General features: G+C 73.5%; 11 protein-coding genes and 1 tRNA gene. 9 read left to right on the top strand and 3 right to left on the bottom strand.

Annotation, left to right across the window (positions count from 1 at the left end; translation table 11 throughout):
- Nucleotides 1–68 precede the first annotated feature (68 nt).
- Entirely contained in the window at nt 69–2,840 is a 2,772-nt protein-coding gene (locus AB0N63_RS35715) for an SUKH-4 family immunity protein (RefSeq protein WP_365536127.1), read from the bottom strand.
- A 9-nt stretch (nt 2,841–2,849) separates the two neighbouring features.
- Nucleotides 2,850–3,878, bottom strand: coding sequence for an SMI1/KNR4 family protein (locus tag AB0N63_RS35710; protein ID WP_365536125.1), 1,029 nt, complete (start codon nt 3,876–3,878; stop codon nt 2,850–2,852).
- A gap of 388 nt (nt 3,879–4,266) precedes the next feature.
- Between AB0N63_RS35710 and AB0N63_RS35705 the strand changes: the two genes are divergently transcribed.
- Both AB0N63_RS35705 and AB0N63_RS35700 read left to right on the top strand, forming a co-directional pair.
- On the top strand, nt 4,267–4,815 hold the full coding sequence (locus tag AB0N63_RS35705; protein ID WP_365536123.1) for a YwqJ-related putative deaminase: 549 nt from the start codon (nt 4,267–4,269) through the stop codon (nt 4,813–4,815).
- Between the two features lie 79 nt (nt 4,816–4,894).
- Nucleotides 4,895–5,428, top strand: a complete 534-nt coding sequence (locus AB0N63_RS35700; protein WP_365536121.1) for an SUKH-3 domain-containing protein — start codon at nt 4,895–4,897, stop codon at nt 5,426–5,428.
- 205 nt (nt 5,429–5,633) lie between these two features.
- On the opposite strand, the gene AB0N63_RS35695 is transcribed toward AB0N63_RS35700, so the two are convergent.
- Nucleotides 5,634–7,010, bottom strand: a complete 1,377-nt coding sequence (locus tag AB0N63_RS35695) for a histidine kinase (RefSeq protein ID WP_365536119.1) — start codon at nt 7,008–7,010, stop codon at nt 5,634–5,636.
- Nucleotides 7,011–7,176: 166 nt separating this feature from the next.
- Here AB0N63_RS35695 and AB0N63_RS35690 point away from each other — a divergent pair, with 166 nt between their 5' ends.
- The 7 genes from AB0N63_RS35690 (at nt 7,177) to AB0N63_RS35660 (ending at nt 12,993) form a co-directional block, all read left to right on the top strand.
- Entirely contained in the window at nt 7,177–8,037 is an 861-nt protein-coding gene (locus tag AB0N63_RS35690; protein WP_365536118.1) for a hypothetical protein, read from the top strand.
- A 22-nt stretch (nt 8,038–8,059) separates the two neighbouring features.
- Nucleotides 8,060–8,132: transfer RNA gene (locus tag AB0N63_RS35685), tRNA-Gln, on the top strand.
- 112 nt (nt 8,133–8,244) lie between these two features.
- Nucleotides 8,245–9,693 carry a bifunctional UDP-N-acetylglucosamine diphosphorylase/glucosamine-1-phosphate N-acetyltransferase GlmU gene (gene glmU / locus AB0N63_RS35680; protein WP_365536116.1) on the top strand — a complete coding sequence of 483 codons (1,449 nt, stop codon included), beginning with the start codon at nt 8,245–8,247 and terminating at the stop codon, nt 9,691–9,693.
- Between the two features lie 137 nt (nt 9,694–9,830).
- Entirely contained in the window at nt 9,831–10,805 is a 975-nt protein-coding gene (locus AB0N63_RS35675) for a ribose-phosphate diphosphokinase (protein ID WP_365536113.1), read from the top strand.
- A gap of 192 nt (nt 10,806–10,997) precedes the next feature.
- Complete coding sequence (locus AB0N63_RS35670) at nt 10,998–11,594, top strand: 50S ribosomal protein L25/general stress protein Ctc (protein ID WP_365536110.1); 597 nt, start codon at nt 10,998–11,000, stop codon at nt 11,592–11,594.
- A gap of 174 nt (nt 11,595–11,768) precedes the next feature.
- A complete protein-coding gene (pth, locus tag AB0N63_RS35665) occupies nt 11,769–12,380 on the top strand; it encodes an aminoacyl-tRNA hydrolase (protein ID WP_365536108.1) in 612 nt (203 codons plus the stop codon).
- Between the two features lie 52 nt (nt 12,381–12,432).
- The gene (locus tag AB0N63_RS35660) at nt 12,433–12,993 is read left to right on the top strand and encodes a hypothetical protein (RefSeq protein ID WP_365536105.1); all 561 of its coding nucleotides are present in this window, start codon (nt 12,433–12,435) and stop codon (nt 12,991–12,993) included.
- Nucleotides 12,994–13,109: the final 116 nt, after the last annotated feature.

Raw genomic sequence — 13,109 nt, 5'->3', positions numbered from 1 at the left:
CACCCCGCGCCCGGGTACGCCCGGCTCGCCGATCTGACGGTCACCTTCGAGGGGCACTGTTCACCCGCTCAGAGCAGTCCGTCCCACATCTGCTCCAGCAGCACCGACCACCAGCTCTCCGGCGAGCCGAGCGCCGCCGGGTCGAGGGCGGCGAGCTGCGCCTGGAAGTCGACGGTCCAGCGGCCCGCCTGCTCCTGGTTCAGGCCGTAGCGCAGCCGCCACATCCGCCCGAGCAGCGCCAGGCAGCGCGCGAACTCCGGCAGCCCGGTGTTGACGAACTGCGGCGGCACCGACGTACCGCCCGGCCCCGCCTCCACCGGCACCGCCACGATGTGGGCCGTGCCGTACTGCACGCAGATCGCCTTGCCGAAGTCGCTGCCCATCACCAGGTACGAGCCCGCGTCCGGGGCCGGCTGCACCCCGCGCTCGGCGGCCAGCTCCGCCAGCGTCGGCACCGGCCGGCCCGGCTGCGCCTGCGCCCAGAAGAACGGGCCCATGTCCAGCGGCAGCCCCGCCACCACCAGCGTGTGCGCGACGACCGGCGGCACGCCCTGGCGGGAGACCGCGGCCTGCTCGAACCGGAAGATCCCCGGCCCGAAGGCCGCGGCCAGCTCCTGCGCGACGCCTTCCGGCGGGATCGGCGGCACGGGCTGCACCGGCGGCAGCGGCGCGCGCACCGGTCCCGGCCGCGCCGGGCCGTCCGCCACCTGATGCAACTCGCCCTGATGGGCCAGCAGTTGCTGCATGCCCTGCTGACGGCTGGCGTGGTCCGCACCATACGGCGCGATCGAGGTGATCCGCGCCTGCGGCCACTGCTCGGCGATCATCCGCGCACAGTAGGCGCCCGGCAGCCGGCACGACTCCAGCTCGGTGTGCAGCTCCAGCACCTGGTCCGGCGGCACGTTCATGGCGCGCAGCTCGTGGAAGATCTGCCACTCCGGGTGCGGGGTGCCCGGCGCGGAGCGCCGGATCAGCTGCTGCTCCGAGCCGTCCTGCGCGCGGTAGCGCAGCACCGCCTGGTAGCCGGGGCCGACCGTCGGCTGCCCCTGCGGGGGGTAGCCGTACGCCGGCGGCGGCCCGGCGACGGGCGGCGGCATCGCCCCTGGCCCGGGCGGCATGGGCTGCGGCCCACCGGGAGGCACACCGGGACCGCCGGGTCCGGCGAGCGGGGACGGAGGGGGAACGCCGGGTCCGCCCGGCGGAGGCGGGGGCGGTACGCCCGGGCCGCCCGGCGGGGGCGGCGGCGGGGGAACGTTCGGGGCGCCGGGGGCGCCTTGCGGCGGACCGGCCAGCATGGTCGCCGCGCGGTGCAGGGCGCCCTGTCCCGCGCCGGGGGCGCCGGGCGCGCCCGGTGCGCCGGGAGCCGCCGGAGCGCCCGGGGGCTGCGGCGCGCCGGGCTGGTTCGGGTCGGCCAGCATCGTGGCGGCGTGGTGGACACCGCCCGGAGGCGGGCCGCCGGGCGTGCCGGGAGCGCCCGGGGACTGCGGACCGGCCGGGGCGACCGCGCCCTCGGGTCCGTCGGGGCCCAGGGACGAGACGAGCTGGGTGGGGATGTACCCGCCGGCCGCGCCGGGGACACCGGCCGGGGGCGTCGCCGGGACACCGGACGGCCGCGCGCCGGGCACGCCGGGAGCGGCCGGCGGCGGAGGCGTGTGGGCGCCGCCGCCCCGGCCGCGGCGCGGCGGCGGGGCCGCCTTGCTCGTCGCGGCGTCGGCGATGTCACCGGCGTGCGGCGGCAGCGGCCGCCCGCCGGGCGGCGGGGTCGCGCCCTGTCCCTGCGGGGAGCCGTACGGCGCACCACCGGGCGGAGGGGTACCGGGACCGCCCGGCGGGGGCGGCGGCGGAGGCGTGCCCGGGACGCCGGGCGGCGGGGGCGGAGAACCGGGACCGCCCGCGGGCGGCGGGGGCGTGCCCGGGCCGCCGGGGACCGGCGGAGCCGCGGGGGCGCCCGGAGCGCCGGAAACCTGCGGAGCGCCGTACGACGGACCGCCCGGCGGGGGCGGCGGCACGGTGCCCTGGGGTGCGCCGGGCGCGCCCGGGGGCGTACCAGGAGTGTGCGGGGCCTGCGAAGCGCCCGCCGGGCCCGCCGCGTCGGCATCGCCCAGCGCCGGTGCCACGGCCGTACGCGGGAGTTGGCTGCCGCCGGACATCAACGCCGTCTTGGCGTCCGGCGCGGCGGCGTGCGCCGGCGCGTCCGCCTCGCTCAGCGGCGGTGCGAACACGGTGGCGGGCAGCGGGACGGAACGGTCCTCGCCGACCTCGGCGTTGGTGTCCGTACCGGCCCACGGGGTCGCGCCCGCGGGCGCCTCGGGAGCACCCGGCGCACCCGAGGCGGACGCGCCCACCGGCACCCCCGCCTGCGTCTCGGGCAACGAACCGCCCGTACCCGTACCCGAGTCGACGCCGGCACCGGAGCCGGCGCGCGCGTCCTCGCCCGAGTCGCGGCCGGCCCCCCTGTCGTCCGGGATGCCCAGCCGGTCCGCCGCCTCCTGCAACCACTCCGGCGGAGTCAGCAGGAACGACGTCTGGTTGAGGTCCACCCGGGCCGCGGGCGCCGGTGCGGCGTCCTCGACGGCGTCGGGACGGCCGTACTCCTCCTCGTAGCGGCGGATCACCTCGCCCACCGGCAGCGCGGGCCACAGCGTGGCCTCGCCGCTGTCCCGGGCGATGACCAGCCGGTGCGCACCCCCGTCCGAACGCGGCCCCTCGGCACGGTCCTCGGCCCACACCACGAACCCGAGTTCGAACTCCCGCACCCGCACCTCGCGGTGCTGGTACGCGGGCACGTCGCCGTTGATCCACTCCTCGGCGCGCTCCTGCGCCTGCGCGAACGTCACCATCTCTTCAGCTCACTCCCCCACCGACGACTCGGAAGAGACGGGGACGACACGCGCGAACCCGCCGTCCACCATCAGGTTCGCCACCGTCTCCAGCTCCGGCGGCGAACCCGCGAGCCGGGACAGGAACGCGTCGAAGTCCGCGCCGCACGGCAGCAGCAGCCGCTGGACACGCTCCGCCTGCGGCCACGCCGGGTCCACGTCCCGTACGTCGTCGTACGCGCAGAACCACACCGAACCGGCCCCCTCACCCCTCACCTTCACGGCGAGCAGACCGCCCTGCACGAACGCCACGCCCAGATAGTCCTTCGTGAGGTGGTCGCGCAGGCACTTGTTGACGTACACCAGGTCGTTGACGGCCGCCTCGTCGCGCACCGTGAAGAACGGCTGGTCGATCAGCAGCCCCAGCTCCGCGTCCAGCGCGGTGCCGACCGGCGCGCAACCGCCCGCCGCCTTCAGGAAGGACCGGTAGGCGCCCGGCAGCCGGTAGCCGAGGTCCTCCTCGACGCCCTGCACCTGCTCCTCCGTCACCGCCACACCGGACTTCGGCAGCCCGAAGTGGGCCGGCCGGGTCTCCTGCAACGGGCGCGTGCCGCGCTTGGCCTGGTCGACGCGGGACGTCGCGATGCCACCGTGGTGGCGCAGCAGCGCCTTCACCTCGACCGGGACCAGCTCCAGGCGCCGGCCGCCGGCCACGTGGTGCCAGGTCCAGCCGTGCGGCGTGGCCACGTTCGGCACCGTGTCCCACAGCTCGTGCCCGGCGGCGGCCAGCGCCGCGTTGGCCGAGACGTAGTCCGTCAGCCGCAGCTCGTCGACACCGAAACCCTCCGGCGGCTCGGCGATCTCCACCGCCGCCCGCGCGTACGGCGAGAAGTCGGGGTAACCGCGCTCGTCCACCCGCACGCCTCTGGGGTGGCGTGCGGCCCGGACCGGATCCGGGAAGTGCACGATCTGCCCGGCATAGGCCGCGTTCGGCGGTGCGGCCTGTCCTGCGGCCTGGCGGCCGGGTGGAACGCCCAGCCCGAGCCGACCTGTCGTCATGGCGGTTGCCCCCTGCGGCACTCTGGACGGCCCGCGGCGACCGCCCGGCTGTCCGCCGGCGCCGCCGAGACCCGTATCGACTACTTCCCTGCCACGCGCGCTTCCTCGCCACGCGTCGGCCGCACGCACCGCGGCGCGCCGGCGTGCCGACAGCCTATGCGGTACGCCGACCCCGGTCACCGGGCCACCGCCCACCGGCCCGGCGACCGGCCCGCCCCGGCCGGTCCGCCGCCCCTCACCCGCGCGGACGAGCACCGCCACCGCCGTGACCAGCCGTCACCCCGCCGTGACGCACCGCCCCGAACAGGGCGTGTCGCGCCGCCCCAGCTTCCACAGCGGCCACGCGATTTGGCACTCTGTGTCCTTCGGGGGGATGCTCCGGAGGGGAATGATGATCATGAAAGCGACGCAGACGGGACCGCGGACCGGTACGCCCGGCGACCCCCGGGCCGGTACGTCCGGTGACCCGCGGATCGACTGGAGCAGCAGCGAGACGCCCCACGCCCCCACCCTCCGGCACCGCCGCGACGGCATACTGCCCGCCATCGCCGCCGCCCTCTCCGTGCGCGGCGCCACCCTCACCGGCACCGCCGCCCGCGGCGAGGAGCCGCCCGCCCTGCACCCCCTCGTCCAGGACTTCCTCGACACCCTCACCAGCGCCCAGCGCGACCGGTTCACCGGCCGCTGCGCGGAGACCATCCTCATCTCCCGGCACATCAGCGCCGCCGACTCCGCGCGCAGCAAGCGCGCCGCACGCCGGCCCATGACCAACGGCGAGGCCCGCAAGGCGCTCAAGCACGCCAAACTGACGGCCCGCCGCATCCGCGAGGACGGCGACCCGCTGCACGGCAGCTTCGCCGCGCCCTGCCGCGCCTGCACCGCGCTCAGCGCCCACTTCGGGGTGCGGATCGTCGACCCCGCGGGCGGCGACGGCTGACGGACCGGCCCGAGACCCGGGCCCGTACGACCGGCCGGCCCGACGGGGCCGCACCACCGCCTCGACGAACGAAGGGCAGATGCACGCCGACCGCCACCCCGCCCCCGAGATCCCGGCCCCGCGCGGCCAAGGGGCGAACTCGACCCGCTTCGCCGTACCCGTGGACGCCGCGCTGCGCGCCGCCGGCTGGCAGCCGGGCCGCTGGGACATAAAGCAGGCCGAGATCTGGGCCGACGCCCTGCGCGAGCACACCTCGCCGGCCGGGCACCGGCACAGCGTCTTCCCGGCCGCGGTGGAGGCCTGGGCGGAGTTCGGCGGACTGCGGATCTCACCGACCGGACCCGGCCGCCAGGTCGCCCCCGTGGACCTGCACCTCGACCCCATGCACGGCCTGCACATGGCCCGCACCCTCGGCGACCTCGGCCGCGCGCTGGGCACCGAGGTCTGCCCGCTCGGCGCGGAGACCGACAGCCAGGCACTCCTCGCCATCGACGCCGAGGGCCGCGTCTACGCCCTCGACCACACCGGCGACTGGTACCTCGGCCCCGACGTCGACCAGTCCCTGACGGCCCTGGTCTCCGGCATCACACCGGCCCGCCTCACCCCGGGCTGACCGGAGCCCCGCCCGCCACCTGACCACCGGCCGCCCCGGCCCGCGCAAAACCACCGAGGAGCCGGCATCGCCAGGCCCCGGAAACCGCCGGACCAGCCGGACCGCCGAGATCCCCGTTACACCGGGATCTCCGGACCGCGGCGCCAACCGCCCCCGGACCACAGACCGTCAGCCCCCCGGCGGCGGGCCGCCAGCCACCGGGCCGTCAGCCACCCGGCGGCGAACCGCCCGGCCGCCCGGCCGCCGCTCCCCAGGACGCGGCCGGGATCACCGCGGACACGCGGAAGCCACCCGTGTCCGTCGGCCCCGAGACGAAGACGCCGCCCAGGGCGTGGACCCGTTCCCTCATGCCGAGCAGGCCGTTGCCGCCGGACGGCAGACGGACCGGCGGAGCCGACGCCTGCTCGGGCGGCGGCTCGTTCTCCACCTGCATCGCGATCTCCGCCGCCCGGTGCGCGAGCCGTACGTACGTCTTCGCACCCGCCGCGTGCTTGTGGACGTTGGTCAGCGCCTCCTGCACCACGCGGTACGCGGTCTGCTCGATCTCCGTGCCGTACTCCCGCGCCTCGCCCTGCACGGACAGGTCCACGACCATCCCGGCAGCCGCCGACTGCCCGACCAACTCCTCCAGCTCGGCCAGACACGGACCCTCCACACCGCCCGGCTCCCCCGCGGCACGGGAGGCGGCCGCCGCCGCGGCCGCGCCCACCGCCACCAGCGGCGGCGCGGCGGAGGAAGCGACCCGCCGGCGCTGCTGCTCCTCACCGCCGCTGCGCAGCACCCCGAGCATCTCGCGCAGCTCCGTCAGCGCCTGCCGGCCCATGTCGCCGACCAGCGCGGCGTTCTTCACGGCCTTCTCCGGGTCCTTGCGCGCCACGGCCTGCAGCGCGGCGGCGTGCACCACCATCAGGCTCACCCGGTGCGCTACCACGTCGTGCATCTCCCGGGCGATCCGGGTCCGCTCCTCGCCCCGAGCCCACTCCGCCCGCTCCTCCGCCCGCTCCGCGAGCAGTTGCAGCTCCCGCTCCAGGCTGTCCGCCCGCTCGCGCAGGGACTCCATCAGCCGCCGCCGGGCGCCGACGTACAGACCGAGCAGAAGCGGGGGCGCGGTCAGGCCGAGCGAGGTGGTGACGGCGGCGAACGGCACGAACCAGTTCCCCAGCGAGAAGTCCCCCCGGGCCATGTCCCGCTGCACCTGCACGAACGTCACGACCATCGTCCCGACCAGCGACATCCCGGCCAGCGCCCCGATGATCCGGCGCGGCAGCTCGCAGGCGGCGAGGGTGTAGAGACCGACGATGCCCATCAGGAAACCCATCTGGGCCGGCGTGACCGCGATCGCCACCAACACCACGGCTATCGGCCAGCGACGCCGCACCAGCAGCACCGAACCGGCCAGCAACCCGAACACCACGCCCACGGCGATCGGCAGCCCCGCGTCCCGGGCGAAGGACTGCCCCTCCGCCCCGCACTCCACGGCCGACACCAGCGCCAGACTCCCGTCGAACAGCGCGCTGCGCCATCGCGTCCACCACCACGGCCCGGTCAGGGCGGTGGCGTGCTCTTCCCCCGTCGTGGTCATGCCTCCAGCCTACGGGCGCGCCCACCGGCTTTTCCGGCGAGTTTCACCCACGAACACCAAGCACAGCGCGTAATCGAACGACAGCGAGAACGACCGATATCCCTCGAACTGCTGAACATCCCTCACCCGGGCCCGGAATCTGACATTCCGCCCGGATCGTATGTCCATGGCACATTCACGCGGCAAGTACACCGACTTCGAAGGCCTGCGCGAGAAGGCGGTGGCACTGCGGCGGGACGGACTCAGCCGACGCCAGATCCGCGACCGCCTGCACGTCGACAACAACGACATCCTCAACCGGCTCCTGGAGGGCGAGCCCGCCCCGGAGTGGACCAGGCGCCCGAACGCGAAGGACGACCTGCGCGACAGGGCGCGCGAGCTGCGCCTCCAGGGCCGCACCTACGACCAGATCCAGATCGAGCTGGGGTGCTCGAAGAGTTCGGTCTCCCTGTGGGTGCGGGATCTGCCGAGGCCGGAGCGGCGCGACCCGTCGGAGCAGGCGAAGCTGGCCGCCCGGAAGAGGTGGGAGCACGAACTGGCGGTGCGGGACGAGCAGAGGCGGCAGACCAAGGCGGTCGCCATGGGCGAGATCGGCGACATGAGCGACCGGGACCTGTTCCTGACCGGAGTCGCCCTCTACTGGGCCGAAGGCGCGAAGGACAAGCCGTACGCGAGGCGCGAGAACGTCCTGTTCATCAACAGCGACCCGAACGTCATCCGGATCTTCCGGAGCTGGCTGGACCTGCTCGGCGTTGAACAGGAGCGCCTGCGGTACCGCGTCATGATTCACGAGACGGGTGACGTGGAGGGAGCCGAGCGCTATTGGTCCGACCTGCTCAAGGTCAACGCCTCCCAGTTCATGAGGACCACCCTCAAGAAGCACAACCCCAAGACCACGCGCAAGAACGTCGGCGAGGACTACCGCGGCTGTCTCGTGATCGGCGTCCTCCAGGGCGCCGAGCTATACCGTCGCATCGAGGGCTGGTGGTACGGCATAGTAGGGGGTGTCAGTCGGCGGCCTGACTGAATGTCCGGTTTAGCCGATATGATCCCCCGTGGTGTAATTGGTAAGCACTGTGGCTTTTGGTGCCATCTGTCCGGGTTCGAGTCCTGGCGGGGGAGCAAGCTACGTTCGGGTCCTGGCTGTCGCAGCCGGGACCCGCTCTCGTCTCCCCCCACGACCGCCCCGGTATCCTGCGGATGTCCACCCCACCCAGAAGCCGAAGGGCATCCCGTGAGCGCCATTCGCCCGGCAGCCGTCGTAGTTCTCGCAGCGGGTGAGGGCACCCGTATGAAGTCGGCCACACCCAAGGTCCTGCACGAGATCTGCGGCCGTTCCCTGGTCGGCCATGTGCTGGCCGCCGCGCGTGAGTTGAACCCGGAGAACCTGGTCGTCGTGGTCGGGCACGCCCGCGAGCAGGTGACCGCGCACCTCGCCGGAGTGGACGCCGCGGCGCGTACCGCCGTGCAGGAGAAGCAGAAGGGCACCGGGCACGCCGTCCGCATGGGTCTGGAGGAGCTGGGCGGCTCCGTCGAGGGCACCGTCATCGTCGTGTGCGGTGACACCCCGCTGCTCACCGCCGGGACCCTGCGCGACCTCGCCGCCGCGCACGCCGGGGACGGCAACGCCGTGACGGTGCTGACCGCCGAGGTCCCCGACGCCACCGGGTACGGCCGGATCGTGCGCGACGCCGAGACCGGCGCCGTGACCGCGATCGTCGAGCACAAGGACGCCACCGAGGCGGAGCGGGCGATCCGGGAGATCAACTCCGGTGTGTTCGCCTTCGACGGGCGGTTGCTCGCCGACGCGCTCGGCAAGGTCCGCACGAACAACAGCCAGGGCGAGGAGTACCTCACCGATGTGCTCGGCATCCTGCGCGGGGCCGGGTACCGGGTCGGCGCGAGCGTGGCCGGCGACCACCGCGAGATCGCGGGCATCAACAACCGCGTGCAGCTGGCGGAGGCGCGCCGCATCCTGAACGACCGGCTGCTGACCGCCGCGATGCTCTCCGGGGTGACCGTGGTGGACCCGGCGACGACGTGGGTGGACGTGACGGTGACGTTCGAGCAGGACGTCACGGTGCTGCCGGGCACGCAGCTGCACGGTGCGACGCATCTGGCGGCGGGCTCCGTGGTGGGGCCGAACAGCCGGCTGACCGACACCAGGGTGGGCGCCGGGGCGCGGGTGGACAACACCGTCTCCGACGGCGCCGTGGTGGGTCCCGAGGCTTCCGTGGGACCGTACGCCTATCTGCGGCCGGGGACCCGGCTGGGTCCGAAGTCGAAGGTGGGCACGTACGTCGAGACGAAGAACGCCCGGATCGGCGAGGGTACGAAGGTGCCGCACCTGTCGTACGTGGGCGACGCGACGATCGGCGAGTACACGAACATCGGGGCGGCGAGTGTGTTCGTGAACTACGACGGGCAGGACAAGCACCACACCACGGTGGGGTCGCACTGCCGCACCGGTTCGGACAACATGTTTGTGGCTCCTGTCACGATCGGGGACGGTGCCTACACCGCCGCCGGGTCCGTGATCACGAAGAACGTGCCGCCGGGTTCGCTGGCCGTGGCCCGCGGTCAGCAGCGGAATATCGAGGGTTGGGTGGCGCGCAAGCGTCCCGGTAGCGCGGCCGCGAAGGCGGCCGAGGCGGCCACCCCGAAGTCGGAGGGCGAAGCCTGACCGGAAACAGGTGCGTCTGGGACGGCGTACCGTGATAAGTGCACACCCGCACCCCACCAGCTGAGACGGCCTCTCGCGCACGGTTGACGAGGTCATCTCGACACCCAGCTGCGAACACCCTCTGAGGAGACAGTGCTGTGACCGGGATCAAGACGACCGGCGAGAAGAAGATGATGTTCTTCTCCGGCCGCGCCCACCCCGAGCTTGCCGAGGCGATCGCCCACGAGCTGGGTGTCGGGGTCGTCCCGACGAAGGCGTTCGACTTCGCCAACGGCGAGATCTACGTGCGGTATCAGGAGTCGGCCCGCGGTGCGGACTGCTTCCTGATCCAGAGCCACACGGCCCCGATCAACAAGTGGATCATGGAGCAGCTGATCATGATCGACGCGCTCAAGCGCGCGTCGGCCCGCTCCATCACCGTCATCGTGCCGTTCTACGGTTACGCGCGGCAGGACAAGAAGCACCGTGGCCGTGAACCCATCTCGGCGCGTCTGGTGGCCGACCTGATGAAGACGGCGGGCGCGGACCGCATCCTCGCCGTGGATCTGCACACCGACCAGATCCAGGGCTTCTTCGACGGGCCGGTGGATCACCTGTTCGCGTTGCCGCTGCTGGCGGACTACGTGGGCAGCAAGGTGGACCGTGCCAAGCTGACGATCGTCTCTCCGGACGCGGGCCGGGTGCGGGTGGCCGACCGTTGGTGCGACCGTCTCGGGGCGCCGCTGGCGATCGTGCACAAGCGGCGTGACAAGGACGTGGCGAACCAGGTCACCGTGCACGAGGTCGTCGGTGATGTGGAGGGCCGTATCTGTGTGCTGGTGGATGACATGATCGACACCGGTGGCACCATCTGCGCCGCCGCGGATGCGCTGTTCGCGCACGGCGCCGAGGACGTCATCGTGACGGCCACACACGGTGTGCTGTCGGGTCCGGCCGCGGACCGGTTGAAGAACTCCCAGGTGAGCGAGTTCGTCTTCACGGACACGCTGCCCACGCCGGGCGAGCTGGAGCTGGACAAGATCACGGTGCTGTCGATCGCGCCCACCATCGCCAGCGCGGTGCGCGAGGTGTTCCAGGACGGTTCGGTCACGAGCCTGTTCGACGAGCAGTAACGATCACTCTGGCGTCCGTTCGAGATCGTTTTGGGTTCGGCCTTCCTCCCCGAGTAGACTGCTGAAGTTGCTCGGCGAGGGAGGCCGTTTCCGTTTGCGCGGATGCGGCGGTCCGTAATCGACGCGCTCTTCGTAGCAGGCCGTTCGTAGGCCGGGTGACCACAGTCCCTACTTCTACGAGGAGTGATGAGCATGTCCGAGGTGAAGATCTCCGCCGCCACGCGCAGCGAGTTCGGCAAGGGCGCCGCCCGCCGTATCCGCCGTGACAACAAGGTTCCCGGCGTTCTGTACGGGCACGGCGCGGACCCGCTGCACCTGACGCTTCCGGGCCACGAGCTGCTGCTGGCGCTGCGCACGCCGAACGTCCTGATCTCCCTGGACATCGACGGCAAGTCCAACGAGCTGGCGATCCCGAAGTCCGTGCAGCGCGACCCGCTGAAGGGCTTCCTGGAGCACGTCGACCTGCTGCTGGTCAAGCGTGGCGAGAAGGTCAACGTCGAGATTCCCGTCGTCACTGAGGGCGAGCTGGCCCCGGGCGGCAACCTGCTGGAGCACGTCCTGGCCGCGCTGCCGGTCGAGGCCGAGGCCACGCACATCCCGGAGCAGGTCACCGTGTCCGTGGAGGGCCTGGAGGCCGGTGCCTCCATCCACGCCAAGGACATCACCCTGCCCAGCGGTGTCTCGCTGGCCGTCGACGAGGACGCGGTCGTCCTCCAGGTCCTGGCCGCCCAGGCCGAGGAGGCCCCGGAGGGCGAAGAGGGCGAGGGCGAAGAGGCCGCGGAGGCCTGACCGGCCGTTTGAGCGCAGCTGTCCCGCCGCCTCCCTTCAGCGGGCGCCCGGCGGTATGGCTGTGCCCTCCTCCCCCGGGTTCCGAACGAGCAGGGGGATTCCCATCGCCCTGCAGAACGCCTGCCCACAGCGGTGCACGACCGGCCGCTGTGGGCAGGCGCGTATCAAGGAGACATGGACGTGAGCACCCCGGTGAGTTCCGCGAGCGACCCCTGGCTGATCGTGGGGCTCGGCAATCCCGGACCGGAGTACGCCATGAACCGGCACAACGTGGGTTTCATGGTGGCGGATCTGCTGGCCGACCGCATCGGGGGCCGGTTCAAGCGGGCCGGCAGGGCGCAGGCGCAGGTCGTGGAGGGGCGGATCGGCCCGCCGGGGCCGGGCAGCCGCCGGGTGGTGCTGGCCAAGCCGATGTCGTACATGAACCTGTCGGGCGGTCCGGTGAACGCGCTGCGCGACTTCTACAAGGTTCCCCTCGACCATGTCGTGGCCGTCCATGACGAGCTGGACATCGACTACGGGGTGTTGCGTCTGAAGCGGGGCGGCGGTGACAACGGGCACAACGGTCTGAAGTCGATGACCAAGGCGATGGGCCCCGACTACCACCGGGTGCGGTTCGGCATCGGCCGGCCGCCGGGCCGGATGCAGGTCGCGGACTTCGTGCTGAAGGACTTCTCCTCGGCCGAGCGCAAGGAGCTGGACTACTTCGTGGACCGGGCGGCGGACGCCGTGGAGTGTCTGCTCGCCGAGGGCCTGGAGCGGGCGCAGAGTGCGTACAACTCCTGACTTGTCCGGGTCCCGGCCGGCGGTGAGTTGACCGGGCGTGCAGGTATGGCCAATGATCCCGGCCATGCCCGCCGCCGCAGCCATCGCCCGCCGTTCCCGCCGGGGCCGTACGGCCACCGGTCAGGGCCGTCCGCCCCGCGACGCCGCCCGCACCGCCTCGGTCGCCGCGCTGCGGTTCGGCCGGGTCGCCTTGATGGGCGTGGTCGCGGTGCTGGTCCTGGTCGCGGGCGTCTGGGCGTCGTGGAGCACCGCGCCGTACGTGATGCTGACCAAGGGGCGCGAGCGCGGCACGGTCGAGGTGACGGCGTGCGCCCGGGATACGTGCAGCGGGCCGTACACGCCGCGCACGCCCGGGTCCGCGGCGCGCGCCCGGGTGGAGATCGACTCGGCGGCGGTGCGCAAGGGGCGCAGCTACGACGTGGTGGTGAAGCCGGGCACCGGTGAGGTCCTCAGGTCGGGTCCGGCCGGAGTCCTGTACGCGTGGGTTCCGCTGGGCGGCGCGCTGCTGCTGGCCTCCGTCGTGGTGGCGGGCGGGCTGCGCCGCACCGGGGCGGCCTGGGTGCTGGCCGGTGCGGGGGTGGCGCTGCTGACGGGGGCGTTCCTGGCGCTGTGAGTCCCGGCGACGGGGGCGGGGGGCCCCGGGCCGCGGGGGCGGCCGGGGCCGGGCGGGGCGGGCCGCCGGCCCGCCCCCCCGGGGCGGCGCGCGGGGCCCCCCCCCCCCCGCCGCCG

It is taken from the genome of Streptomyces sp. NPDC093260 (assembly GCF_040683715.1).
Lineage (GTDB): Bacteria > Actinomycetota > Actinomycetes > Streptomycetales > Streptomycetaceae > Streptomyces > Streptomyces sennicomposti.
This window is presented reverse-complemented; position numbering and strand designations above follow the sequence as displayed.

Excerpts from the sequence above, each read along its gene's own strand:
- pth (WP_365536108.1), top strand. The coding sequence starts at position 11,769 with ATGGACGTGAGCACCCCGGTGAGTTCCGCGAGCGACCCCTGGCTGATC.
- AB0N63_RS35695 (WP_365536119.1), bottom strand. The coding sequence starts at position 7,010 with ATGACCACGACGGGGGAAGAGCACGCCACCGCCCTGACCGGGCCGTGG.
- AB0N63_RS35710 (WP_365536125.1), bottom strand. The coding sequence starts at position 3,878 with ATGACGACAGGTCGGCTCGGGCTGGGCGTTCCACCCGGCCGCCAGGCC.
- AB0N63_RS35660 (WP_365536105.1), top strand. The coding sequence starts at position 12,433 with ATGATCCCGGCCATGCCCGCCGCCGCAGCCATCGCCCGCCGTTCCCGC.
- AB0N63_RS35700 (WP_365536121.1), top strand. The coding sequence starts at position 4,895 with ATGCACGCCGACCGCCACCCCGCCCCCGAGATCCCGGCCCCGCGCGGC.
- AB0N63_RS35705 (WP_365536123.1), top strand. The coding sequence starts at position 4,267 with ATGATGATCATGAAAGCGACGCAGACGGGACCGCGGACCGGTACGCCC.
- AB0N63_RS35670 (WP_365536110.1), top strand. The coding sequence starts at position 10,998 with ATGTCCGAGGTGAAGATCTCCGCCGCCACGCGCAGCGAGTTCGGCAAG.
- AB0N63_RS35715 (WP_365536127.1), bottom strand. The coding sequence starts at position 2,840 with ATGGTGACGTTCGCGCAGGCGCAGGAGCGCGCCGAGGAGTGGATCAAC.
- AB0N63_RS35690 (WP_365536118.1), top strand. The coding sequence starts at position 7,177 with ATGGCACATTCACGCGGCAAGTACACCGACTTCGAAGGCCTGCGCGAG.